At 44.9% G+C, this 26,477-nt stretch carries 22 protein-coding genes and 1 pseudogene; 20 read left to right on the plus strand and 3 right to left on the minus strand.

The window, feature by feature from the left end; all coding sequences use genetic code 11:
• Window positions 1-36: 36 nt before the first annotated feature.
• The 8 genes from skT53_RS03105 (at window position 37) to tatC (ending at window position 8,580) form a co-directional block, all read left to right on the plus strand.
• Window positions 37-1,182 carry an acyl-CoA dehydrogenase family protein gene (locus skT53_RS03105; protein ID WP_200759723.1) on the plus strand — a complete coding sequence of 382 codons (1,146 nt, stop codon included), beginning with the start codon at window positions 37-39 and terminating at the stop codon, window positions 1,180-1,182.
• Window positions 1,183-1,215: 33 nt separating this feature from the next.
• The gene (locus skT53_RS03110) at window positions 1,216-1,857 is read left to right on the plus strand and encodes a 4-carboxy-4-hydroxy-2-oxoadipate aldolase/oxaloacetate decarboxylase (protein WP_200759724.1); all 642 of its coding nucleotides are present in this window, start codon (window positions 1,216-1,218) and stop codon (window positions 1,855-1,857) included.
• A gap of 17 nt (window positions 1,858-1,874) precedes the next feature.
• Window positions 1,875-3,434 carry an acyl CoA:acetate/3-ketoacid CoA transferase gene (locus skT53_RS03115; RefSeq protein WP_200759725.1) on the plus strand — a complete coding sequence of 520 codons (1,560 nt, stop codon included), beginning with the start codon at window positions 1,875-1,877 and terminating at the stop codon, window positions 3,432-3,434.
• Between the two features lie 42 nt (window positions 3,435-3,476).
• The gene (locus skT53_RS03120; RefSeq protein ID WP_200759726.1) at window positions 3,477-5,216 is read left to right on the plus strand and encodes an FAD-binding protein; all 1,740 of its coding nucleotides are present in this window, start codon (window positions 3,477-3,479) and stop codon (window positions 5,214-5,216) included.
• Window positions 5,217-5,221: 5 nt separating this feature from the next.
• On the plus strand, window positions 5,222-5,992 hold the full coding sequence (locus skT53_RS03125) for an enoyl-CoA hydratase/isomerase family protein (protein WP_200759727.1): 771 nt from the start codon (window positions 5,222-5,224) through the stop codon (window positions 5,990-5,992).
• A 204-nt stretch (window positions 5,993-6,196) separates the two neighbouring features.
• Window positions 6,197-6,841 carry a GntR family transcriptional regulator gene (locus tag skT53_RS03130; protein ID WP_200759728.1) on the plus strand — a complete coding sequence of 215 codons (645 nt, stop codon included), beginning with the start codon at window positions 6,197-6,199 and terminating at the stop codon, window positions 6,839-6,841.
• A 195-nt stretch (window positions 6,842-7,036) separates the two neighbouring features.
• Window positions 7,037-7,738 carry an N-acetylmuramoyl-L-alanine amidase family protein gene (locus tag skT53_RS03135; RefSeq protein ID WP_200759729.1) on the plus strand — a complete coding sequence of 234 codons (702 nt, stop codon included), beginning with the start codon at window positions 7,037-7,039 and terminating at the stop codon, window positions 7,736-7,738.
• An 86-nt stretch (window positions 7,739-7,824) separates the two neighbouring features.
• Entirely contained in the window at window positions 7,825-8,580 is a 756-nt protein-coding gene (gene tatC / locus skT53_RS03140) for a twin-arginine translocase subunit TatC (RefSeq protein WP_200759730.1), read from the plus strand.
• On the opposite strand, the gene skT53_RS03145 is transcribed toward tatC, so the two are convergent.
• Window positions 8,542-9,147 (minus strand): manganese efflux pump, encoded by a 606-nt coding sequence (locus skT53_RS03145; protein WP_200759731.1) that lies wholly within the window; start codon window positions 9,145-9,147, stop codon window positions 8,542-8,544. The two genes, tatC and skT53_RS03145, sit on opposite strands and share 39 nt — an antisense overlap.
• A gap of 350 nt (window positions 9,148-9,497) precedes the next feature.
• Here skT53_RS03145 and skT53_RS03150 point away from each other — a divergent pair, with 350 nt between their 5' ends.
• From skT53_RS03150 to skT53_RS03205, 12 genes and pseudogenes are all read left to right on the plus strand, one after another.
• Complete coding sequence (locus skT53_RS03150) at window positions 9,498-10,046, plus strand: DUF1003 domain-containing protein (protein WP_200759732.1); 549 nt, start codon at window positions 9,498-9,500, stop codon at window positions 10,044-10,046.
• Between the two features lie 131 nt (window positions 10,047-10,177).
• Entirely contained in the window at window positions 10,178-12,091 is a 1,914-nt protein-coding gene (locus skT53_RS03155; protein ID WP_200759733.1) for a DUF2334 domain-containing protein, read from the plus strand.
• A gap of 204 nt (window positions 12,092-12,295) precedes the next feature.
• Window positions 12,296-13,027: a YkvA family protein gene (locus skT53_RS03160; protein ID WP_200759734.1), complete on the plus strand. Its 732-nt coding sequence runs from the start codon at window positions 12,296-12,298 to the stop codon at window positions 13,025-13,027.
• 9 nt (window positions 13,028-13,036) lie between these two features.
• Window positions 13,037-14,386, plus strand: coding sequence for an LCP family protein (locus skT53_RS03165; RefSeq protein ID WP_200759735.1), 1,350 nt, complete (start codon window positions 13,037-13,039; stop codon window positions 14,384-14,386).
• Window positions 14,387-14,504: 118 nt separating this feature from the next.
• Entirely contained in the window at window positions 14,505-15,662 is a 1,158-nt protein-coding gene (gene rodA / locus skT53_RS03170) for a rod shape-determining protein RodA (RefSeq protein WP_200759736.1), read from the plus strand.
• A gap of 50 nt (window positions 15,663-15,712) precedes the next feature.
• Window positions 15,713-17,107, plus strand: coding sequence for a hypothetical protein (locus tag skT53_RS03175; protein WP_200759737.1), 1,395 nt, complete (start codon window positions 15,713-15,715; stop codon window positions 17,105-17,107).
• 202 nt (window positions 17,108-17,309) lie between these two features.
• Window positions 17,310-17,972, plus strand: coding sequence for a GntR family transcriptional regulator (locus skT53_RS03180; RefSeq protein ID WP_200759738.1), 663 nt, complete (start codon window positions 17,310-17,312; stop codon window positions 17,970-17,972).
• A 258-nt stretch (window positions 17,973-18,230) separates the two neighbouring features.
• Window positions 18,231-19,754 carry an aldehyde dehydrogenase gene (locus skT53_RS03185; RefSeq protein WP_200759739.1) on the plus strand — a complete coding sequence of 508 codons (1,524 nt, stop codon included), beginning with the start codon at window positions 18,231-18,233 and terminating at the stop codon, window positions 19,752-19,754.
• A 26-nt stretch (window positions 19,755-19,780) separates the two neighbouring features.
• Entirely contained in the window at window positions 19,781-20,935 is a 1,155-nt protein-coding gene (locus skT53_RS03190) for an LLM class flavin-dependent oxidoreductase (RefSeq protein WP_200759740.1), read from the plus strand.
• Window positions 20,936-20,966: 31 nt separating this feature from the next.
• Window positions 20,967-21,527 carry an NADPH-dependent FMN reductase gene (locus skT53_RS03195; RefSeq protein ID WP_200759741.1) on the plus strand — a complete coding sequence of 187 codons (561 nt, stop codon included), beginning with the start codon at window positions 20,967-20,969 and terminating at the stop codon, window positions 21,525-21,527.
• Between the two features lie 27 nt (window positions 21,528-21,554).
• On the plus strand, window positions 21,555-22,046 hold the full coding sequence (locus skT53_RS03200; protein WP_200759742.1) for a flavin reductase family protein: 492 nt from the start codon (window positions 21,555-21,557) through the stop codon (window positions 22,044-22,046).
• Between the two features lie 87 nt (window positions 22,047-22,133).
• Window positions 22,134-22,794 (plus strand): annotated as a pseudogene (locus skT53_RS03205) (NAD(P)H-dependent flavin oxidoreductase); the annotation flags it as partial.
• Between the two features lie 73 nt (window positions 22,795-22,867).
• Here skT53_RS03205 and skT53_RS03210 read toward each other — a convergent pair.
• Complete coding sequence (locus skT53_RS03210) at window positions 22,868-24,118, minus strand: ribonuclease H-like domain-containing protein (protein ID WP_200759743.1); 1,251 nt, start codon at window positions 24,116-24,118, stop codon at window positions 22,868-22,870.
• A complete protein-coding gene (locus skT53_RS03215) occupies window positions 24,108-26,390 on the minus strand; it encodes a DEAD/DEAH box helicase (protein ID WP_318978589.1) in 2,283 nt (760 codons plus the stop codon). The genes skT53_RS03210 and skT53_RS03215 overlap by 11 nt, the downstream gene beginning before the upstream one ends.
• Window positions 26,391-26,477 lie beyond the last annotated feature (87 nt).

Below are 26,477 nucleotides of genomic sequence, written 5' to 3' on the forward strand. Positions count from 1 at the left end.
GTTATTTGAAATCGCTTTTTTGGGGAGAGTTGACTTATGGCTTATCAATTGACAGCAGAGCAACTGCAGTGGCAGTCCGTTGCGCGGGATTTTGCTGAGCGGAAATTGACGCCGGCCAAACACTGGCTGGAAGGCGAAGAATTCTGGAAAAATGCAGAGATGCTGGCGGAACATGGATTTCTCGGAGTGACCCTGCCGGAAGAATATGGCGGTATGAACCTGGATCTGTTCAGTGCCATGTTGATCATTGAAGAGTTGTGCAAAGTGTGTCCTACCAGTGGTCGCCTGGTGTATCATACGGGCCCTGGAATCACGAACTTTATCAATCATCTGGGGACTCCGGAACAGAAGAAGAAATATCTGCCGCAAATCACTGCGGGTAAATACTACGTCGCGTTGGGCATGAGTGAACCGGATGCAGGAAGCGCGGCTACTGATTTAGCAACAACCGCTGTTGAAGAAGGAAATTTCTATAAACTGAACGGCTCCAAAATTTTTGTAAGTGAGGGTCATTTTGCTCATGCATTTGTCGTCTACGCCAGATTTGGCAATACAGGCAGCCCGTCAGATATCGGCGCCATACTTGTGGAACGAGGCACACCCGGCTTTTCTGTGGGAGTAGCCGAGGAAAATATGAGCGGTGAATTTCAGACGGCTCTTTATTTTGATGATGCGCTTGTTCCGAAAGAGAATGTATTGGTTACAAGAAACGCCTTTAAAGCATTGATGGGAGTTTATAACGGCGTTCGTTTGGGATATGCGGCACAAACTCTGGGTATTACACAAGCGGCATTTGATCGGACCTGTCAGTATGTGAAAGAACGGAAACAGTTTGGCAAACAGATTTGCGAATTCCAGGGTGTGCAGTGGATGATTGCCGATATGTACCTGCAACTCGAATCCGCGAGAGCACTGCTGTACAAAGCGGCTGCGGAAGTGGTCGACAATAAGACCGATAAAACGTCTGTAAGCGTTGCTAAAGTCTATGTTGCGGAAGCTGCCAAGAAGATAACAGATGACTGCTTGCAACTGCATGGCGGATATGGATTTTCAAAAGAATATCCGCTCGAGTGGTACTATCGCTGTGTTCGGGCAGCATCGATCGCGGGTGGAACGATCCAGGTTCATAAAACGATGCTTGCCTCTTCTGTACTCGGGAGAAAATTCGATCAGCGAAAGTAAGCAACACGTCTATAAATGACGGGAGTGAAACGTATGGCAGAACAGGAAACGATTACAAGTTTAATTGATCAATTGGCTCAATTCGACGCGGCAATCGTATCGGATTGTTTGGCAGGGAATGAACAGGCAATGTCGGCTGCGATCAAACCGCTTGTTCGTAATTTTAAGATTTGCGGGCCGGCTTTGACAGTCAAGTGCCAACCCGGGGATAACCTGATGCTGCATCTGGCAGTTGCACAGGCCAAACCGGGAGATGTATTGGTTGCCACAACCAATCAACATTATGAAGCGGGCTACTGGGGCGAGATTTTAACAATTGCAGCCAAGGAACGCGGGATCAGCGGATTTGTGATCGATGGCAGCGTCCGGGATATTGAGCAAATCATAGACCTTGAATTCCCCGTATTTACTCACTCGGTATCGATCAAAAAAGCGGAAAAGAAAACTGTCGGTAAGCTGCAGGCTCCGATCATTGTTGGCGGCGTCACAGTCAATCCAGGAGATATTATTCTTGCCGATGCGAGCGGTGTAGTTGTGGTTCCTGCGAATCGGTTGAAAGAGATTGTACGCGCCGCGGAAGAGAAGGTCGAGTTTGAAAAAAACGTCATCGCCAAATTGAAGCAAGGACAACTGACAGCCGATTTGTTCGATCTGCGAAAATATGAGATTCAGTAAGGAATGGAGATGCTAGCATGCCGATGCAAAAAGGGAGTACAGCCGCTCGTTCCAAAGTAATGACGGCGGAAGAGGCAGTAGCCAATATCCAAGACGGATCGACGATTGTGATCGGGGGCCTCATTTCGATTCTGTGTCCGGAAAAAGTGATCTCCGCCTTGGGAAACCGTTTTGATACAAGCGGCAGTCCGAAAAATCTTACGGTCGTTACACCCGTACGAGTTGGGTGGGATAAAGGAAAAACAACGGGCTTGGACCATTTTGCAAAGCCTGGAATGTTGAAAAGACTGATCAGCGGCAGTTTTAATGTAAAAGAAAGTCCGAAAATCACGGACATGATCCGAAATAACGAAATTGAAGCGTACAGTTTTTCGATGGGAACGTTATTCCATTTGATACGGAACATGGCCGGTGAAAAAAACGGAATGTTCACGAAAGTCGGACTGCAAACGTATGTCGACCCCCGGATTGAAGGGGGCAAACTGAACGAAAAAACCACAGAAAACATTAATGAAGTGGTTCAAGCGGCAGGAGAAGAATATCTCTACTATCGTCCACTGCCCATCAACGTTGCGATTATTCGCGGTACGACTGTCGATGAGGACGGGAACCTTTCTCTGGAACAGGAACCGGTTACACTTGCCGGATTGGAGATGGCGATGGCAGCCAAAGCCAATGGGGGATATGTGATCGCACAGGCCAAAAGACTTACGGCAAAAGGCTCCCTGCATCCGCGTTCCGTAGCCATTCCAGGCATTTTGGTGGATGCGGTCGTGATTGACCCGGAGCAGAAGCAAAGTCTGTTGGATTATAACCCGAGTTGGACAGGTGAAGTAAAAGCTCCGATCGATGAATGCGCCCAACCATTGCCGCTCAACACGAAGAAGATTATCTTGCGTAGGGCTGCACAGGAACTGGGTCCTGACTCGGTCGTCAATCTGGGGGTGGGAATACCGGTTTCCCTGCCGCAGTTATTGATGGAAGAAAATGTATTCGATCAGGTCACTTTCTGTTTGGAGCATGGAGCAGTCGGCGGGATCCCGATGGGGGAAGAGGTTTTCGGAGCGCATATCAATCCGCGTGCCATTCTCGGTTCTCCACAGGTTTTTGATTATTACCATAATGGAAGCCTGTCGGCTACTCTGCTCGGCTTTGCGCAGATTGACGGGGCAGGGAATGTCAATGTCAGCAAATTTAACGGTATTTTTCGGGGGTCAGGCGGTTTTATCGACATCACTCACCGTACGAAACGAGTGTTGTTTTGCGGCACCCTAACCGGCGGGGGATTAGAAACCCAGATTCGTGGCGGCAAGCTCACCATTCTCAAAGAAGGAAAGCTTAAAAAGTTTATTCCGAAGGTCGAGCATCTTACTTTCAACGCTGATGCCGCCAGGGAAAAGGGGCAGGAACCTCTCTATATTACGGAGAGGGCAGTTTTCCGATTGGGTTCGAACGGTCTGGTGCTTACCGAATATGCGCCGGGAATCGATATTCAAAAAGACATTCTTCCATTTATCGATTTCGAGGTCGAAATCGACCCGGCAATAAAGCCAATGTCTTCCGATATTTTTGCGTAGGAAATGTAAGTGCAAAGGCAGCTTTACAAAGGGGATACTACCATGTCCAATTTAAAGATCGCTAGAGAAATTGACGCGGATGTGCTGGTTGTGGGAGGCGGTGGAGCAGCCACTCGTGCGGCACTTTCCGCAAAGCAAGAAGGGGCCGACGTGCGGATGGCGGTCAAATCAAAATGGTTAAAAAGCGGATCCACGGCAACCGCGTTTTCCGAACTGCTTTCCATTGCAGCGGCAATCGGTCACGGAGACGAAAGAGACCATCCGGAAATTCATTTCTCCGATACGATGAAATCAGGTGAAGGATTCATTGATCCTGACCTGGTTTGGGGGTTGGCGCATGAAGCGCCTGACAGAATTTTTGACTTGATCGAGTTGGGGCTGGATTTTGATAAACAGCAAAACGGAAAACTCGTTCAGGGAATGAGCGATTTTGCCACATATCCCAGAACCTGTCGGGTGAATGGTGTCACAGCGAGACACATACTCAATATTTTGGCAAAAAGATTGAAAGAATTGAATGTGCCAGTCGATCAAGACATGATGATTTTTGACATTATGACTGACGAAAGTCAAAAGGTGATCGGTGCGTTAGGCTGGGACCATGCAGCAAAAGAATTGGTGCTGTACCGAACCCCGGCTGTGATCTTTGCTTGTGGCGGTTCTCACAGCGTTTACAAATATGGTGTCGGCACTTCGGAAATGACAGGCGACGGTTATGCGATGGCTTATAAATTGGGTTTGCCGCTGGTCAATATGGAGTTTGTGCAGATCGGACCGGCGGCGTTGTTTCCCTCAGTCACTCTTCTATCAGGACCGGTGTGGAAAACCAACCCGATTTTGATGAATGGGAAAGGGGAGAGTATTTTTGCAAACATTCTTCCGGAAGGCGTATCGGTAGAAGAGGTCTATCAGCACAAAGTGTTTCCGTTTTCTGTCTCCAACGTCTCATTTTATTTGGATACCTCGATTCAACGAGAAATGGAAACCAATCCAACGCCAAGAGGCGGGGTTTGGTATCAAAAAAGGCCTGGAACCGACGAACTGATCGAGTCGAAAATGCCAAAAACCAAGCGTGTGCTGAAAAGCAAAGGGATTGAGCTGGACGACGATAAATTTGAAATTGGGCTGATTTCCCAGTGTAATAACGGTGGCGTACAGATTCTCAATATGGATTGTGAGACCGATATTTCAGGCTTGTATGTTGCCGGAGAAACGGCAGGTGGCCTGCGTGGACCGGACCGGCCGGGCGGTAATTCCCTTGCTGAGGGGCAGGTATTTGGACATAGAGCGGGTATCGCCTCGGCGCGGTACGCCAAGCAGCTAGGCGCGAAACCGCAGCCGCAGCTGGGCGCTTCGATCACGCTGGACAGCTACAATTCCTGGCTGCAGAAGTGCGCGAATGGGACTAAGAGTGTACAGGAAGCGGCAGATTCGGTTCGAGCAATAATGCACAAGAATTGTCTGGTCATACGAAGTGAGCAAAGACTTTCAGAAGCCTGGAATTTTTTGTGCAGCCTGGAGTCGGAGCTGCAGAGTGGTGAATTCTATGTCGATGAGGGTCAGTTCTATCAAGCTGTGGAATTGAATCACATGATTATTGCTGCCAAAATAATTGTCCGTTCCGCACTGGAACGAAAGGAAAGCAGAAGCTGCCATTACAGGGAAGATTACCCTGAGAAAAACGATAACGAATGGAAGAAAAGCATCCGGGTTAGATGTGTCAACGGTGAAATGAGAACGGAACTTTATTGTTGGCCAACCGTAAGAAAACGGCTAGGGTGATGACCATGTACGTAAAGATCGAATCGAATAGGGATGGAATTGCTAAAATTTCGCTTTCCAATCCAAATATGAATCTGTTGTCCAATCAGGTAAAGAGAGAGATTCATGATGTTTTTTCGCAAATTTCCCAGGCTTCGGACGTTCGGGTTGTGATTTTTGCTGCGGAAGGCTCACATTTCTGTTGCGGCGCCGATTTGAAAGAGTTTCCGGAACGTATTGAGAAGAAAGCGGCCAGACAGGTATGGGATGAAGGGCACGCCATGCTGCAGGCAATTTTAAACACTCCGCAGCCGACCATTGCATGTATCCAGGGAAATGCCCTGGGTGGTGGGGCCGAGCTGGCGGCGGCTTTCGATTTTCGGATTTTTGCGGATCAGGCAAAAATCGGGCTTCCGGAGGTAACAAGAGGCGTCATTCCGGGAAATGGAGGACTGGAAAGATGGATTGACATTGCCGGAGCAGGCTACGCGATGAAGTTGCTTTTGACGGGCAGCGTAATCGAAGCCGTCGAAGCGAAAGAAATGGGCATTGCGACAGAAGTAGTAGCGGCAGAGCATCTGTATGAAAAGGCGGCAGAACTGGCAAAACAGATCGCTTCCCTTCCGGCGGTTGCGGTGCAAACGGCGAAAAGGGCTGTACATCAGTATCTTGTTGCGAAGAATGATTTCAATTCGATAGGACGAGAGCTTTTTTACCAGGTTCATGAAACTGAAGATGTAAGAGAAGGCGTTCAGGCGTTCATTGAAAAGCGGAAGCCTGTATTTAAGCACCGCTAATTGTAAGCACTGCAAAAAAGAAGACAGTGAGGGGAAGAGGGAGTCGAGGGAGCTCCACACACTATGGAGTGGAATATAGAGAATTTGATATATTATTGATAGTGGAAGAATCGATGCGATCTCCTGAAGCTGTATGCTCATAGCAACTTTTCGAACAAATTGAGAATCATTATGTAAAAAGGAAGTGGGATCATTAACAAGAAAGTGGTTTACAAATCTCTTGCCGAACAAGTGTATGAGGCTATAAAAGAAGCTATTATTAAATCCGAATTGAAGTCAGGGGATCGTATCATTGAGATGGATCTTGCCAGAACTTATGGTGTGAGTCAAAGCACCATTCGTGAAGCATTGTCTCTGCTTCGTAAGGATGAGTTAGTCATTACTCACACGAATAAAGGAACGTACGTTTCGAATTTTTCTAAAAAAGATATTGAGGAAATTTACAGTTTCCGTGAAGTGATTGAAGTATTTGCAATGAACAGGGCAATTGAAAGGATTACTGACGAAGGAATCGCTTCCTTAGAAGAAGTTTATAATAAAATGGTTGAGGCCGGTAAAACAGACGATATTGAAAAAATGAGAATCAACGATGTCGCTTTTCACAGTATTATATACCAGATTGCGGAGCATTCGTTCATGTACCAGGTATGGGAAGATATCACCAATAAGATGAACCGTATTTGGTATTTTACAAATCAGTTTTACTTCCGGGATTTGCTTGAACTGGCAGAGATGCACAAGCCGATTCTCGACGCATTCAAGCAGAAGAACAAAGAAGAAGCTCGTACAGCCTTTGTTTCACATTTGAACTATGTCAGACATCAGCTTTTGGGCTCCAAAAACCAGTAAGTGTTTTCGTAAATTTCCATATACTGCTAAGTTGTCAGAATGTATATGATGGTGCGTGAAATAACGCGTGTTAGGGGATGGACCGATATAATCGGGACGTCCTTTTTTGTTATGCGATGCGTAAGTGATCCATGCAGATCGGCAGATGCATAAAGCTGGAAAGGAGTGTAACCCTACATTCCAGGTGGATGAAAAGTGTGCCTGCACATTATCTTAGAAATGGGTGAAAATTTGAGACTTATATTAGGGCTTTTTATACTGTTATTTTTGGGGGTACATACGGCAAGAGCTGAAGGTTCCAACCCCCCCGTGATTGTAATTGATCCCGGCCATGGGGGGATAGATGGAGGCACTCAAAGTGCAGACGGGGCGATTTTGGAGAAGGATTTAAATTTACTGATTGCAACTCAACTTGCGGCAAGGCTAAAGAAAGATGGCATACAAGTCGAAATGACCCGCAATACCGATGAAGATGTAACGAAATTTGCTCCTAAAAATCGAATATGGGGACGGTATAGGCGCGACCTGTTTGGCCGTGTTGAAGTGGCACGGCAAACAAATGCAACTTTATTTATCAGCATTCATGGCAATCATGGCAAATCTACAAGGAGAGGGGGAGTTGTTTTTTATAAAAAATCATCCTTGCACAGTTACCTTTTGGCTAACGAATTACAGATCCGATTAAATGCGTTGACGCAGACGTTTCATATGCCTCATCCAGGGGACTTCTATATTCTCAGAAATCTGGATATTCCGAGTGTCCTCGTCGAGTATGGATACTTGTCGAACCCTAATGAATTAGCCAGTCTTCTTGAACCGAGGTACCAAACAAAAATGGTTGATTCATTAGCGGAAGGGATTGAACATTTTCTAATCGTACAAAAATGGGAATCGTAAAAAATTTAACAGGCTTTTCTTATTCATTTGCGGGAGGTATAACTGAGAGAGGAGAAATATTGTGATTCGGAAAGTGGGGAAATGGCATGTCAGTGGACAAGTCAACCTTGGTGGAGCATTTAGCTGAGCTGCGCAAACGCCTGATTTATACAGTGGTGGTTTTTCTCGTGTTTCTCATTCTCTCGTTCTTTTATGTAGATCGTATTTTTGGCATTTTGAAAGGCAATCTCCCGGCGGGAATGAAGTTAACCGCACTGGGTCCCGGCGATGTGCTGCACGTGTATGTATTGGTCGGGTCGCTGGCTGCGTTGGCCCTTACCCTGCCGTTTGCGCTGGTACAGGCTTGGTTGTTTATCAAGCCCGCTTTGAGCCGGAAAGAGCAGAGGTGGGCCATCACTTATATTCCGGGCGTCATCTTGATGTTTGTACTGGGAGTGTTGTTTGCCTGGTATGTGATTTTCCCCATGCTGTTGTCCTTTTTAATCCGGCTCGGCAGTCAACAGTTCACCGTTTTAATGACCGCCTCCAGCTATTTTGGGCTGATGACAAACATTGTCTTGCCGCTCGGATTTTTCTTTGATATGCCAGTGGTGGTGCTTTTCTTGACGCGAATTGGAATTATCACACCACAGCAATTAACCAGATTCCGCAAATACGCCTACCTGGTTCTGGTAGTGATTGCATCGATGATTTCGCCGCCTGAATTTATCTCGCATCTGTCTGTTGCAGTCCCATTGATACTGCTTTATGAAATTTCGATCTGGATTTCAAAATGGGCTTATCGCAATCGGGGTGAGCGCTTGTCAGACAGCAATCTCGTAAAAACCGATACCGATCAATAAGAGTCCCGCGCATAGGTTTGAATAACGCCCGAACCATGTATGTGCAATTCGGTCGCCCATTCGTACGCCGAGAGCGATGGTCAGCAGGGAAAACAATCCCACCGAAATGGTTGCCCACACAGGGGATACTCCGCTGATGCCAGCGCCAAATCCGCTGGTCATACAGTTTAATCCTAGCGCAAGTCCCAGTGTGACCGACTCTTTGCAGGAAATGACATGGTCCTGATTGATGTCTGCATCAGACGGTTTACGAATTATATGAATGATAGGTCCTTCTTCGGGCGAAGCCGTTCCCGCCCGACTCTTGTGTATGTCCGACCAAATGCTCCAAACTCCGACCATAACAATCAAAATGCCGCCAACAAAATTGGCCACCATGGACGATACAAATCCTGAAAAATATTCACCCAGCAGGAGCGATAAACTGGTTGCAATCATGGATATAATGGCAATGATAAGATTTGAAATAAACGGGATCTTTGTGGTTCGCATGCCGAACGAAACACCAATTCCCAAATTGTCAAGGTTGGAAGCCAATCCAATCAGCACAATCGAAAGCCAATGCATGAAGCCCACCTGTACCCTTCCTGTATCTTTTTTAGTCAGATACCCACAAGATATGAGGAAGAAGCAAAAAATGTGTCGTCAATATCGGGAGCTTCCTGTGAAAAACCATGATATTTGTTGTTTACCAATAAATACGTAAAGAGTATTATAATAAAGAATTTATAGTTGAAGGAGTTGAGTTTTGAGTGGGTAGTCAGTGTTCTAGCTGGAATTCCAAGACAGACCCTAGCCCTAGATGGAGGGGGTCCATAGTCATACCATTCGAAAAGAACTGGCTGTCTTACAGATCATCAACTTTTTCAGAAAGGTATCCTATCGGCCCCCTCTAAATAAAAGAGGAGTGAATAACGATGGGAAAAAGAAATTTCTATGTAAAACCAGTGGACCATAAGGAAGGTTCTGTAATTGAAGGTTTTGACATTGCGATTAATGAGGATCACGTAAAAAGAATAGACCGTTTAGTAAATGACTACGAAAATCTTATTTTGACCCATTTGGACGAGGAATACCTGCGTAAAACAAAATGGTCAGATCGCGTTGCGGATCGAATTGCAGGTTTTGGAGGCAGTTGGACATTCATCATTTGGTTTGGCTTATTTCTTGCTGTATGGATGATATGGAACACCGTAAGTTTTACAAAACATTTTGATGAGCCGCCCTTTATTTTATTGAATTTAATTCTTTCTTTTATCGCAGCATTTCAGGCGCCCGTCATTATGATGAGTCAAAACAGACAAGCGGCGCGTGATAAACATGAATCCATAATTGACTTTGCAATAAACTATAAAGCGGAACAGGAAATCGATGATATGCAGAGTCATTTACACAGAATAGAGGGAGAATTACACGAAATTAAAAAAATGTTGCTCTCTATTCAAAAAACAGAGAATAGTAAATAATTGCTAAAAAGCCCCTAAAAAGGGCTTTTTACTTAAGCAAGACGGGGCTTTCTGTCCCCTAATGCACCCGTTTTTGTGATAAAATTTATCACTGACAGTTACAATTAGAATCGGAACGGAAGAGGATTTCTATGAAAAAAGTTATGAAAAAAGTGATACTCGGATTGCTCACGTTTGTTTTGGTAGCGGGCATAACGGTTTATGTTCAAGCGAATACGGGTATTAATGCGCTTCCGGATGCAAATAAACGACATGCCATGCTTCGACTCGAAGATGTGGGGCCTGGCGGCAATTATAGTACATTAGACGATTTGGGACGATTGCGTGCCATTTTTGAATATCTGGAGAAAGAACAGGTACCGTTTCATGTAGCGGTCATTCCACGTTGGAAATACCTTCAACCAAACGGAACATGGTATGAAAAAGGAATTGATGATCAGAACCCGGATTTGCAGGTAAAGAAGTTTATTGAGTTGCTGCAAGACGCTGAAACACACGGCGCCGTTCTTGGCATGCACGGATATACACACCAATACGGGGACCATAAAATGGATAATAATAATCAAGATACCGGCATAGGAGCCGAATTTCATGTTAAAGGCGCTCCACAGACCGATCAGGTTGCATATGCGGCAGATCGAATTACGAAGAGCTTGGCCGCGTTTGATAAGGCAGGACTGCAGCCCGGTTTTTGGGAATCACCGCACTACAATGATACACGGGAACAGGAACAGGTCTTCCGGTCGTTTATGGGTATTCTCTATCAGCCGGATTTCTACTCGCTTCGTTCTTTAAAAGACTTGAATGTCTACGAAAGTGAAAATCACTATAGTAGGAATACACTCGGTTCCGTCTACATTCCGGCGCCCCTCAAATACATACATGACAAGGATAACGTGGAAAAAGTTTTGGCGGAACTGCCGACCTATCAAGGTTTGGCGTCGCTGTACTATCATCCTTTCTTGGAATACCCTTATTTAGAACCGGAAAAAGATTCAACTGGCAAGCCTCTCATCCGTGACGGTCTACCTGTTTACACATACAAAGCGGGAGTACAATCGAATCTGCAGCGGCTGATCAACGGGGTGAAGCAACAGGGCTTTCGCTGGGTTTCCATACACGATGCAGTACCGTTCTCTCCTGCGCATCGTATTGACCTGCCATCGGGAACAAAAGCATCCGATTTGTTGCTGGGGGATGTGTGCGGCTATGGGCATGCTGACGTTGTAGTTCGAGCAGAAAATCAGATCCAAGTCATCCAAGGCACCTATAAATGGCCTCGCAATCGGGCCCAAGAGCCATCCCAGGTGTGGTTAAAACGAAAATTTTTACCAGAGGAGCAATTGTTACTAGCCGACATGAATGGTGACCAGAAACAGGATCTGGTTGTCTATAACCGGAAAACAGGTGAAGTCAGTGCATTCTACTCAAACGGAAAATCATTTGGTCCTCCCGTTTCGTTTGGTGAATTACCTGCTGGACTTGATTCACTCCAACCCTTCCATATGAATGGCGGCGGAAACGTAGATTTGATTGGCCGACAGCAAAAAGAGTTGAACATAGCCGTCAATCAGGGGGGGAAGTTTGAAATTACAAACTTACACCTGCCTATACCTTCTGACGCAGCGTTGTTAGTAGGAGATGTGAGCGGTCAAAGGCTTGATGACATTATCTATTATTCACCGAATGAAAAGACGATTCGAATTTACCCAAATTCCGGTACTGGCAAGATTCTGGAACCTATCAGCATAAAAATGCCGTTTCCTGATAAAAAAGCGCAGGTTCTTGTGTCCGATACAAGAGGTAACGGGAAAAGCGATCTGGTCATTTATTATCCGGAAGAAGGACTCTGGCAGATTTTACAAGGAAGCGCCAACTTTCATGTGCAGCCAGCCGACAATATGTTTGGTCCGTGGTCGCGCGGGACCACACGAGTTGGTTATACGGCTGATTTTGATGGGAATGGAAAAGGGGATATCGCATCCTATTCTGAAGAACAACATACACTGGATCTCGCACTGTCTTTCCGAGGCAGTTCAAAGTGATCATAGAGCATCGGTTCGTTTCGTGCCATAAATTGAAAAGAAGAGTCGGCTGGGTTGTTATCTAGGTTTTTGCAACCGATCGCCGACTCTTTTTTCGATAGTTAAAGTGCTGATGGTCATGTAAAGGCGATGTGAAGGCAGAGATGAAATTTTTTCGTTGATGATGAAATTATTTCATGTTATAGTACAAACGGTGATAATCCTATGAAAGAATTACAAGCCTATGGTCTTTGTATACGCAATTTATTGCAACAGAGGAAAATAAAGTCTGAATATCTTATATCCTTGTTGAATTCTCGCAGAAATGTAAACACGAATAAGTCCGCTATTTCTCGTATTCTCACAGGGAAAAGAATGCCAACGGAGCAAGAGGCGCTTGGCATGGCGGATGTGTTAGAAGCACCTCAAATCTATGAGGCTTATTTGTTGTTAAGTGAATACTTATGCAAGAAGGATGCGGGCATCGTTCTTTCGTTTTATGAAACGCTCGATTCGGTGTTGGATGAAAACGAAGGGAACAGCAGCCTAAAGGAATCATCGATTGATTATGCTTTGCTTTTTAAGATGATACAGAATTTGTATCACCATTGTACAGTGGATGATGTGACTATTCATATAAAGGAAGGCTTCCAGGGAAAAGTAGCTGAGGTAAGTGGCTTTAGCAGCATGCTTCGACGTCTCCGAACAATGTATAAATGTTTCCTTTACGAGAAGCAACTATCCATAAAGGAACGCGCCTGGCTCGCAACTACGTTATTATATTTTATTTCTCCCATTGACCTGGTACCCGATTACTCCATTCCTTACGGTTATATCGATGATTCGATCGTAGTTGGGTTTGTTTTTTACAAACTGTTTACGCTGCTTAAGAAATATACCGAAGTAGATTCATTGCAAACTCATTCTAACGAAACCGTTTATGACTTAAGCAGGTGACGAACAAAGATGGCAACGGGAACAGAGACAAAAAAGAAACCAGGGAAGAAGAGAAAAAGAAGATTCCTCTTACTTTTGGCAATCATTTTATTAAGCATTTTGGGTTATTACGGTTATCACCTATATAGTTTTGCCAACAAAATCCAGTCGATTCCCACTGAGGGGTCTACAGAAGAATGGACGGGCGGCAGAGTCAATATCTTACTTTTAGGTGAAGATGCGAGACCTGGGGAAGGGCATACGCGATCTGACAGCATGATCTTGCTCAGTATGGATCCCACCACTCATAAAGGCAGTCTATTTTCGGTGATGCGTGATACCTGGTGGAAAATTCCAGGAAGTGGTTATGACAAAATCAATGCGGCCAATGCACTGGGTGGTCCTCAAAAAGCAGCACAGGCAGTAAGTAATTTTCTTGATATTCCGATCCATTATTATGTGGAAACGAATTTTGTCGGCTTTACAAAAATTGTGGATACCTTGGGTGGAGTTGACATAAATGTCGATCAGAACATGGAATACGATGATCCGACAGATGGCACACACATTCATTTGCGAAAGGGAATGCAGCATTTAGACGGTGCACAGGCTTTAAATTTTGTTCGTTTTCGGCATGACGCTTTAGGGGATTACAATAGAACAGCCAGACAGAGAACCTTTTTACAGGCTTTAGCAGCGAAAGGCAAATCTTCGATTGCACTTTTCAAACTGCCACAAATTCTGGATGAGATGTCTACCTCCGTAGAAACCAATATGTCTACAAGCGATATGCTGAAGATTGGCCAACTTTTATATGGTATAAATTTAGCTGATATTCAAACTGAGCAAGTGCCGCGCACGAACGATTTATTAGAGCAATATTTACCGGACGGCGGAGATGTTTTGATTCCGCACGTACTTGCGACAAGACAGTTCGTCCATCAAGCGCTTGGAATGAACGACAATGTAGTGTCAACTGCGGCAGAAGAATATTATTGGAATCAATACTATGGTCGTGTTCCTGCAGCCTTGAACGGCGGGCAGGTTACATCCAACAGTACAAATGGTAACGTAGAAGCCCAGAAAAAACCTGATGCTTCAAATGTGAACGCTAATAACAAAAACAACAATCAAAAATCGAAAACCGACCCACTTAATGTAAGAAATAGCTCTGACGGGAATTCGACCGTTGGCAATACGCCATCCGGAAAAACATCTACGGCCATCAATTCGAAGACGGGAACCGGTGATAGTGGTACTACGACGGGTCATGACACCCCGACTTCCGTAACCGGTGGTACAAACAATAAATCCGGACAAAACTTGAACACGAACCAGGCGGGTAATTCTGGAGGAACAGTCGCGCCTACTACGAAGTGAGTTTATCCGAAACGTACGACACGTATTGTCTGTAAACGAGTTCGATTCCTGGCAGATAGAAGCTGGCATTTATAGATTCCGACAACATGGTTTTGATCAAAAAAGGAGACGGAATGCAATGAATCTGAATTGGGTGAAACGACGGGGGAGGGATTTTGACTATTATATAATTCCCGTATTGGTTATCATTTCTGTCATCAGCACACTGGCGATATACTCCATTACAAGAAACAGGCAAGGCATGGAAGACTGGTACATTCGGGAGATAATCTGGCAAATTGCATCGTATGGCCTTATGTTTGTGTTTGTTGCGCTTGATTACTCCATTTTAAAAAACCGGATTGCCCGTATATCTTATTATATTGGGCTATTGTCACTGGTTATCGTGTTTGTTTTCCCTGCCAGTCACGGAGCTCATAGTTGGATTACATTGCCCGGATTACAGTTGCAACCTTCTGAGTTCACTAAGATTTTTATGATTCTTTTTATTGCTGATTACGGGGCGAAACAGAAAGAATTAGGCAACCGTTTCGGTTGGAGACAGTTCGGCGTAATGTTAGCAGCCGTCCTTGTCCCCGCCCTTCTGATATTGAAACAGCCTGCACTAGGCCAGGCGTTAGTGATGCTGGCGATCTTTTTTTGCATGTTGGTTGTCATGCTGGAAAAAAAGCAGTTTTACGTGTTGCTTGCTGCCAGTTTTGTATTTGTTTTGGCCGTTGTTTTAGCTATGGACGTGTTTCCTGACCGATCCATGCATTTCCTGAACAGCCTTCCTTTGGCGCAACACCAAAAAGAGAGATTTGTCACCTTTCTAAATCCGGAGGCGGATCCTACCGGCGCCGGTTTTCAGGTGCATGAAGCAGAGATTGCAATCGGATCAGGGGGATTGTTGGGGCAAGGTTTCCTTAAAGGGTCCCAGACACAGGGAAATTGGGTACCGGAACAGTGGACCGACTTCATTTTTTCAGCGATTGGGGAAGAGTTTGGCTATGTAGGAAGCAGCGGGGTAATTCTCCTATTCTTTTTACTGATTTACAGGATGGTGCGGATTGCTGTCTCGACAGAAGATTATTTTGCCGTTCTGTTTATGGCCGGTGCCATAGGGATGTTTGGCTTTCAAGTATTTGAGAATATTGGTATGAATCTTGCCATTATGCCTGTGGCCGGTATTACGCTTCCTTTCATATCTTATGGAGGAAGTTCATTATTAACCAATTTTGTGGTTATTGGAATTTCATTGTCAATCGGTATCCGCCGCAGAAAATTGGCGTTTTAATTAGTATCGTTTGTACAAGTTTTTGTTTTTAAGTGTGAGGAGAGTTATTTGTGGCAAAAATTTCGCGGTCTATACTAGGAACATTAATGTTTCTGAGTCTTACGGGATGTACAAACTTTTCACAGCCAGTATCTGTAAATCCAAACGTTAGCGTGCAAAAAGAAGAACCTGCCATTGTGGTTCCTGAGGCTGTGAAACAAAAATTGGCAGAGCCCGGTAACGCACAAAGAAACGATATACGAAAGTTCCCTTACCCGTATGAGGCAATGTTATCGATTGCATCAGATATTGACGATACAACGGTAGAGGAATTTAAACAATATCATCGGTTCCTCAACACAAAAGAAACAACTCCATACGGACAAGGAGTAGGACTTGATATTTCCGATTCCATGTTCATGTATATGGGAAACGACCAGCAAGTTAAAGTGGATAAAGAGGGTCATGGGATGAATTTTGTCATGACGTACTTCGATGGACTGAATCCGAACCAAATACATAATGCCGCACAAATTGACTATTTCTTTAAAGCCGGTTGGATCGATTCTTTACATGGCTATGGGGACTTTTCCCGCAAAAACACTCATGATATATCGTTTAATCGATCCTTGGTGGAGAAGGCGTGGCAAGCGTTAAATCAATCAGGTATACATCCTAAAGTTCTGATTAATCACGGTGATGAGGCGAATGTAGGGAACTTTGGAGGCTACAGTCCAAACCGTGTCACAAAATATCAAGAAGGAGACGTGCCCAAATCTCCATACTATAATGCAGATCTTACACTAAAAAATGGAATCCATTATATATGGAACTCCATAGCTGAATCCGAATTTGGACATGACAGTCCCATATTTGAGATCAAACTTCGCGACGGTCAAAAAGTATGGGGATTTCATCGGTACACCCATGAACTCAAAGGATCGCAGTATAATTGGAATTGGTCGCCCCGTGATTTACATCTACAACTTACGAATCAGCATTTGGATGAACTCATCAAAAAACATCAATACTCGATTTTGGCCCAGCATTTTGGAGGGTATAACCTAGGATTTCCTTTGGGGGAAGAGGATATAAAGAGTTTGCGGGAATTGGCTTCCTATCAAGAACAAGGGAAAATTTTAGTGGCCCGTACTTCGCGATTGCTTGATTACTCTGCAGCCCAGCAGTTTGTTGATTACACTGTGGCACATGAAGAGGGGAAGATGTGGATCAATATCAAAAGCATTAAAGACCCTATTTTTGGAGTAGAAGAACCATCCATTGAACAAGTTCGTGGGCTTACGTTTTATACGGATGATCCCGAGAATACAATTCTGCTTCTAAATCTTACCCCGATTCCATCGTCGGAAGTACAAAGAAACAAAGCGGACAGCAGCGGTAAAAAAAGTATCAGTATAAGATGGTTTGCAGCTGATTATACAGATTATACAAAAAACGCGCCTTGATTGGCATTACAGTTACATACTCTGTTACTCTTTAACCTTGAACCCTTACAGTTCAGGGTTTTTTCGCGTTGGCAACAACATGCAGCCAATTTAATCATCGTCTCACCCGCGAATACTTTTCCCACTCAAACATATAATCCCAGTAGATGAGAGGTCGACAGTTAGTCGACAACTTCATCTTCTGCGGGAAAGGAGTTTAATCGTGAAAGCTGCCAATAAAGAAAACCCATTGTATGAACTTATTTATAATTCTTTGCGCACGTCGATTTTTTCCGGTGAATTACGGCCAGGTGAACGGCTGATAGACAGTCGTATCGCGGAAGAAATGGGAGTCAGCCGGAGCCCCGTTCGGGAAGCTTTCCGAAAGCTGGAACATGATGAATTGTTGAAAAACAAGGATGGATTAATCTTTGTTTATGAGCCGTCATTACAAGATGTGATAGACCTTTATCAAGTTCGGGTAGGGCTGGAGGCGGTGGCCGCCTATTTGGCAACCCAGTATATGCCTGATGCGGAACTGGAAAAACTGCAAAACTCTATATATGAAGCAGAACATGCGATTAAAAATAACAAGATCAATGAAGTCGTGGACTTAAACACTTTCTTTCACGAGTTTGTTGTGATGTGGAGTAAAAACTCTCAATTGCAAAAGATGATGAGCAACATTCGTTCCCGTGTTTTACTGTACCGGAATACATTATTCAAACAATACAACCGTGGCGATGATTTTGTTCCGGAGCATCAAGCCGTAGTGGATGCCATTCGCGAACGTAACCCAAAGATGGCAGCCAAAAAAATGTCCGAACATACGATGAATGACATGAATATTTTCAAAAAGTTATATGTAGCTGAATTTCGCTATTGAGTAAAAAGAAGAATCCCCCTTTTCGTTCCTATGTTTCTACCATCTTCCAGTATTTCGCACTTAATACGAGATTACCCTCAATTTAAACGCCATCATTTTACGCAAATACTCTTCCCGGAAAATCCGCAATTACGTGCACAACTACCAAGGTTATTAGCAAAGGCATTGCCTGCTATAGAAAACGAGGCCACAAGGAGGTGGGAAAGCGCTTTTTATTCTTGTACCAAAATACAAATTTATCTCATGGGAGGTATTTAAATGAGCACAGAAACCAAAACGATTTATCAGCCGCTTTATGAGAATATCAAAAAGTACGAAATGTTTATTAACAACGAATGGGTTCAAAGCGTTTCGCAAAAAACATTTCCTTCTGTTAATCCGTTTACCGGTGAAGTCTGGGCAGAAATTCCTGCCGGGGAAAAAGAAGATGTTGATCGCGCCGTGCAAGCTGCTAAAACGGCTTTTGAAACAGGGGAATGGCCAAAGCTTCACGGCAGTCAGCGTGGTGCATTACTCCGCCGTTTCGGAGACTTAATTGCAGAAAATGCGGAGATGCTCGCTGTGAGTGAAGTGGTGGATAATGGAAAATTAATCCGGGAAATGCTTGGGCAGGTGAAATCTTTACCGGGCTGGTGTTACTACTTTGCTGGTTTTGCTGACAAGATCCACGGGGAAACGATTCCTGTTGAAGTGCCTAATATGATTAATTACACGGTTCGTGAACCGCTGGGAGTGGTCGGAGCGATTGTTCCCTGGAATTCTCCTTTGCTGTTGACCCTTTGGAAGCTGTGCCCCGCATTGGCAGCAGGTAACACGATTGTCATTAAGCCTTCGGAAGTGGCGTCCGGCTCGATTTTGGAGTTGTCCAAATTAATTGAGAAAGCCGGATTCCCGCCGGGTGTGGTAAACGTGGTAACCGGGTTCGGTGAAACGGCTGGAGCGGCGCTGGCCAGCCACCCGGATGTGCGTAAAATCGCTTTCACCGGTTCTGCAGAAACAGGAAAATTGATTGTCAAAAGTTCTGCCGATCATTTTGCGAGAGTATCACTCGAGCTTGGCGGGAAATCCCCCAACATTATTTTTGAGGATGCGGATCTTTCGAATGCGGTTAATGGAGTGCTTGCCGGAATATTTGCCGCAACAGGCCAAACTTGTATGGCCGGATCCCGGGTGCTGATTCAAAATTCGATTTATGATCAATTCGTGGAAGCTCTTGTAAGCCGTACCAGCGAGATCAAGTTGGGCAATCCTTTGGATATGGCGACGGAAATGGGGACGGTAGCCTTTGCCGGCCAGCACCAAAAGGTAATGAACTACATCGAGATTGGTCAGCAGGAAGGAGCAAGGCTGCTGTATGGAGGAAAGCGTCCAACCAGAGAAGATCTTAAGAACGGTTTATTCGTTGAGCCGACTATTTTTGGCGATGTAAGTAATGATATGCGCATCGCGCAGGAAGAAATTTTTGGGCCCGTTGTGTGCCTGATTCGATTTGAAACAGAAGAAGACGCCATTCGCATTGCCAATGATATACAATTCGGGCTCGCCTCTGCGGTTTGGACGAAAGACGTTCAACGTGCGCACCGGATTGCGTCAAAAATTAAAGCAGGCACCGTATGGATCAACAATTACCGTAAAGTCGGTTTCAGTTCACCATTTGGTGGGTATAAAGCGAGTGGCATCGGCAGGGAGAACGGTTTGTACGTCATGCAGGAATATACACAGATCAAGAGCGTTTGGGTCGATACCGGCAATATTATTACAGATCCTTTTAAAATTTTATAAGGCATAGCGAAACCAGGGGGGAAACGATGAACAGATTTGACCTATATCGTGGAGCCGGCAACCCGATGTTTAATGACAACAAACTAAAATTAGGGATTTTTGGACCGAACGTAAATAATTCTTGTGCCATGACTTTGGCAGATACCTCGTTTACTCCAGACTTTCGTACAAATGTAAAAATTGCAAAAATGATGGAAAATGCAGGATACGAATGTATTATTCCGGTTGCGCGTTGGCGCGGTTTTGGCGGCCCCAGTAATTTTAACGGACGCTGCATGGAAACGTATACATGGGCAGCAGCGATCGCGGCCGTCACAGAAAAAATCTATCTTTTTTGTACCTCTCACGTTCCTACGATGCACCCGATTGTGGCATCGAAAATGATTGCGACGATAGACGACATCTCGCAAGGAAGAATCGGCTTAAATATCGTAAACGGCTGGTTTCCAAAAGAGTTGGAAATGTTTGGCGGAAAAAAGATGGAACATGATAAAGGCTATCGGTATTCGACTGAATGGATTGAAATCGTTTTGAAAATGTGGTCGGAACAGTATTTCGATCACAAAGGAGAGTTTTTTGAAATTAAGGACGGATGGCAAGAGCCAAAACCTGTTCAAAATCCTCGCCCCGTCTTGATTAACGCAGGTTCTTCCACTGCCGGGATGAATTTTGCCGCCCGATTTGCAGATTTCCATTTTTCTTTTCTGGAAACGTATGAACAAGGCAGAGAATGGACCCTTCACATGAAAAAACTTGCATGGGAAGAATACCACCGCGAAATTAACATGTTTACAACAAGTTTCGTTGTTTGTCGCCCGACCGAAAAGGAAGCTAGAGAGTTTTATGATTATTATGTGAGGGAGCAAGGGGATTGGGAAGTCGCCAATATTATTTGTGATATGTTTGGAATTCAGTCAGCATCCAATTCGCAGGAGTTCTTGACGAGAGCACGCGAGAACTTTATTGCGGGCTGGGGTGGTTGGGCACTGGTCGGTACGCCGGAACAAATTGCGGAAGAAATGGTGAATCTTTCAAAAACCGGTGTTTCCGGTACACTTGTTTCTTTTCTCGACTACGTTGAGGAAATGCCTTATTTTAATGAAACGGTTCTCCCTCTTTTGGAACAGGCAGGTATACGGAATCCTGTAAATCAGGATCTGCCTGTTTGTCAGAATACTTGATTGAAGATTATGAATGGAGGGGACTAGGTTCATGCATATACTGGGCATTTGCGGAAGCTCGGCCCACAGCCGACGCACCCGGGCGTTACTCGATCATTCCCTGAAGGCAGCCTCCAATTATATGGAAAATGTACAAACGGATATAGTGGATCTTTCCGATGTAAGATTGGATTTTTGTGATGGAAGGCCTCTCGAAGAATATAGTCCCGACACGCAACGTGTATTGGACAAAATTAAAAAAGCGGACGGCTATTTATTTGGATCCCCTATGTACAGAGGAACGATGACGGGAGCTCTTAAAAATCTCATAGATTTAATTCCTCACGAATACATTAAAGGTAAAGCAGCAGGCCTCGTGGCAACCGGGGGGAGTGACCATCATTATCTTGGACTTGATCTGGGATTCAGATCTGCCATGGCGTTTTTCCAAGTGTTTACCATACCCGGGATCTTATACCACTCACGTTTCACGGTTGAAGGCGGGACTATAGCAGAGGACATCGTAAGAGAACAAGCTGAGAAATTTGGCAGAGAGCTTGTGGAATTAGTCACGCTTACCAACGGGAAAATACTCGGGCCGTCTTTGTATTAAAAAATGATGGGTGAGGTGAGTAAAAATATGACTGTAGAGAAAGAAAAGCTGTTTAAGGAAATTATGGGCAGTTATCCAACGGGTGTAACGATAGTCACAACAACAGATTCAGAGGGTAATCCATTGGGGCTGACGGTTAATTCATTTACTTCCGTTTCGATAAATCCTTTGTTGGTTCTTTGGTGTATTGATAAGAGAGCATCTTCTTTTGAGGCTTTTCAGCAGTGCAGCGGATTTGCCATCCATACACTGGCATCCGATCAGAAGGAGCTTTGTTGGGCGTTTGCCGGAAAGGAGCCCGATCGATTCTCGAAAGCAGAATGGAGTTTATCGGAGCGTAATTTGCCGATTATCCAGGGCTCTTATGGCGTTATGGAGTGCACAGTTGTACAAAGGATAGATGCTGGCGATCATACGCTTTTAATTGGTGAAGTCGTCGAACTAAAGAAAACGGATAAGGAGCCGATGCTGTATTTTCGTAGAAATGTAGGATCCATTCCAGAGAATTGGCCTGCATAACTTGAATTTTAAGACCTTTCTTATCGACATCTCATTCGAGATGTCGTATTGTTTTCATAATAGACTCGCTTTTGAAAGGAAGACGAACCGAATCGTCGTATTGCGCCATGGGCGGTCAATCTCATCGTACACTCGACCAATAAACGGTATGAGGCGGATTTGGAGCTTATAAAGAAACACAAACCACCGATTGTTATTACATCGCTAGGCGCCCCAAGTCCGGTTGTTCGTATCGTGCATGAATATGGCGGACTTGTTTTCTCAGATGTGATCAGCTTATTTCATGCACGAAAGGCTGTACAAAAAGGGAGTTGATGGACTAATCCTGGTTTGCAACGGGGCTGGTGGGCATGCGGGAACTCTTAATCCGTTCGCCTTCATTGCGGCTGTAAAGGAATTCTGGGATGGTATTACGATTCTGGCTGGAAGTATATCCAGCGGAAACGATATTCTTGCCGCAGAGATCCTTGGCGCAGATCTCGCCTATATGGGTACCCGTTTTATTGCGACTTCCGAAAGTTTTGCCAGCAAAGAATATCATGAAATGCTGATCGAATCCACTCTTGAAGACCTCGTTTATACAGATGCGTTTAGCGGAGTCAATGCAAACTACCTCATTCCCAGTATAAAGAGAGCTGGACTTGATCCAGATCAGCTCCAGAAAAAAGGGTCTGTCGATTTCTCGGAAATGAATCATTCTGACTCAAAGGCATGGAGAGACATCTGGTCTGCAGGACAAGGAGTCGGTGTGACGGGGCAACGTTAAAGATATTACAAACCGTTCGAAATAGATTCGCAAACGGATTCGTCGGATTCACCAGCTACGCTCGCTGGTGAATCCTTTGTTCCAACCGTTCAATTCTTTTCCAATACGTTTCTTGCTCGGCTTTAGACCCTCGACGAAGCAGATTCTTTTTTTTCTTCCATTCATCGAATGCCAGAAGAGTATAATGCAGCGCTTTTTCGTAATCTTTCACTTGATGTTCATATATTTTGGCTGCTTCTACATACACATTTTCCGGTACATAGGTAAATTCATGAATGCATTCTTCCCAGATTTCCAAAGCCGGCTTCCACTTCTTCTGTTTTTTGTAATGGTGTCCCAAGGCAATTTTTGCTTTCCCTCTGAGAGCATGATCGCTCTCTGCAATTTTCTTATATCCTTCCACGGCGTGTGTATCTTCACCTAATGCTTCATACCAACGGGCGATTTCAAAACGCTCATTGTGGGAAACAACGTCTCTCCCGTATTCGAGCAAAAGTTTTGAGATATGGATGTATAAAGTGATAAGGGAAAGGACGTCGATTTCGTTGTGGTACAAAACCCCTTGAATCGTTTCAGGGTCTCGATGCCTGAGATAGTCGAAATATAACATCGGCGCCAAATATCCAGGCACATCATCCTTTCGAAAGACGCCCAATTTCTCTTGCTCAATGATTGACAACCGACAGGACTCCAATTCATTTCTCCATAATCTTCTTGCCCCATGCAACAAATCGCAGTGTCCAAACGATGGCAGACGGGGAACCAAATCCCGAATCAAAGTATGTCTTGTCTTCACCTGAGGCCAGTCAAAAGCTTTCCCGTTGTATGTGACAAGATGTTTTGACTCGTTTATATCTGCAAGAAAAGATTGGTACAGGGATACTTCCGCATGAGGAGCAGCCAAAAAATGCTGGCGAACTACCACGGCATCTCCTTCCATACGGCTATACCCCAAGAGAAAAATGGTGTTTCCCGCTCCTCCGTGCAACCCGGTTGTCTCCGTATCAAAGAACAGAAGATCCGCTGCAGTTCTACCCATGGAAGACAGGGGGTGTTGATGAACTGTTTTTTCCCACGCTTCGATTACTTCATGAAGTTGATCAAATGTATACTTTCCATGTTGTTGCGTGACAGGGTAGCGGACCTCCCGAACCATGACATAATCGTCATTATATACATACGGTTTCGCCTGCAGCCCAGCCCATTTTTCCAAAAAAGGAATTTTTGCCGAGTGCGCGATTGCCGGTTGCGGTTCCTCTTGGGTCATATGAACTTTTAACCGGTTCAATTTATCCTTAAGAGACATAAGGACTTCCTCCTCGGGCAACCCGGACCAGAGCAAGGGCCAATTCTTTCCCATCCTGTTCAGATATCCCGATACATGAAGGGCATCCGGATTCACACGGACAAGAACCAATCAGTTCTTCTGCTTGTGTCAGAATGGTTTCCATTTCCTTGTAGACCTGTTCACTTAGACCGATTCCGCCGGGATAGCGATCATATAAGAAGATTGTGGGTTGTCCGGAATGGACGGCTTTCCGCTGGGGAATCACACGAAGATCCAGCGGATCGCACATTACGAAGAAAGGAGAGACGTGCTGCAGGACATGAGCGAGACCTACGAGACCCCGTTCCAATTCTTCTTTTCCAATCGTCTCAAACAGGGTTTCAGAGAAACTGATCCATGCCGCGTTTGTATGCAGCTCTTCTTCAGGAAGCGTAATGGGACCGGAACCGATATTTTCATGTGTTTCGAATTTGATTTTTTTGAAAATCGTAGCCATGGCGTGCACCGACACTTCGCCATACGCAAACTCTGTCTGCTGCTGATGCCGGGATTCATCTTCCGTCAGCACTTTCAACTGGACTGCCAAATTGGCGTCGGTGTAATAATCGACCTGTACTTCCCGGACATAGGCTTTCTTTTCTTTGTAATCCAGTTTCTCCACCTGATATTCAATGCCTTGATGCAGATAAATCGCTTCTTCATGAAGCAGGGTGAGTGAACTGAATCGATCCATTTCCCCAATCACTCTCTCGTTTCCACGTGAAGTAATATCAATAATCACGACGTTTTCCTGGGAAGCAGACCGGAGGCTGATGTTGTGAGCAGGGAATGACTCGTTCATCCAGAACCATTTTCCTCTTGAATAATGTAAAATTTGTTCTTCCGTAAGAAACTCCAAAATCTCCAAAATTTCAGCATTTCCGAAGCGGTCCCCTTCTTTAAAAGGCAGTTCGTAGGCAGCACATTTCAGATGATCAACCAAAATGATCAGATTATCCGGGTTGATGCGCGCCGATTCCGGATTTCGTTCAAAGAAATAATCAGGATGTTGGAGAATGTATTGATCTAATGGAGAAGAGCTCCCGACAAGGACCACGGCAGATTCCCCTTGACGCCTTCCAGCCCGGCCTGCTTGCTGCCACGTGCTCGCAACAGAGCCGGGATACCCAGTGATTACACACGCTTGGAGCTGCCCGATGTCCACACCAAGTTCGAGTGCATTTGTACTCACTACACCCATAATGTCACCCTGACGCAATCCGCGTTCAATTTCCCGACGTTGACTGGGGAGATAACCTCCCCGGTAGCTCTGGATGGACTTTGGACCCAGCTTCTTTTTGATCAATTCCTGCAGATATTTCAAGAGAATTTCAACACGAACCCGACTGCGGGCGAAAAGAATCGTTTGAATACCGTTCGACAGGAATTTCTCAGTGATATCACGGGCTTCAAGTGTGGCGCTTCGCCGGATGTTCAATTGATGATTTACAACAGGCGGATTATAGAAAATAAAATGTTTTTTCCCAGAGGGAGCCCCATTGTTGGTAACCAGCTCCATTTTTTCTTCCGTTACTTGTTCGGCCAATTCCTTAGGATTCGCAATGGTAGCAGAAGTGCAAATAAATTGCGGTTGGCTTCCGTAAAACGTGCAGATTCGTTTTAAACGGCGAATGACGTTCGCCACATGGCTGCCGAATACCCCTCGATAGATATGGAGTTCGTCTATCACTACGTATCGCAGGTGTTCAAAGAAAGAAACCCATTTGGTGTGATGTGGCAGGATGGCCGAATGAAGCATATCCGGATTTGTGATCACGATATTGCCGGCTTTACGTATCATCTGACGAATATTGGCCGGTGTGTCACCGTCATAGGTTTCCGATTTTATAGATAATCCCATTTCGTTAATGAGTTCATTCAATTCACTTTTCTGGTCTTGAGCCAGCGCTTTGGCAGGGAAAAGATACAGTGCGCGTGCTTGTGGGTCTTCCGACAACTTTTGTAAAATCGGCAAATGGTAGCACATGCTTTTGCCGGAAGCTGTGGGCGTAACTGCCACAACGTTTTTTCCTTCCCGGACAAAGCGAAAGGATGTCTCTTGGTGAGTGTACAACGAATTGATTCCTCGCTTGCACAACGTATAACGAATTCGTTCATCCAAGTCGGCAGGGAAGGGGACCGTATGGGCATCGCGGGACGGGATGGTTTCCCAGTGGACAATATTTTTCTTGAATCGCTCATCTTCCCGGAACTGTTTTAAGAGCTGGTCCATGTTTAGTTTCTGAATCATGGTTTATCACCTTCTTCTTACTATTCTACGAATATATGTTCGTGATGTAAATGTTTACGTCGAATTTTACAAGAATGAGAGAGAAGG

This window comes from Effusibacillus dendaii, assembly GCF_015097055.1.
Lineage (GTDB): Bacteria > Bacillota > Bacilli > Tumebacillales > Effusibacillaceae > Effusibacillus > Effusibacillus dendaii.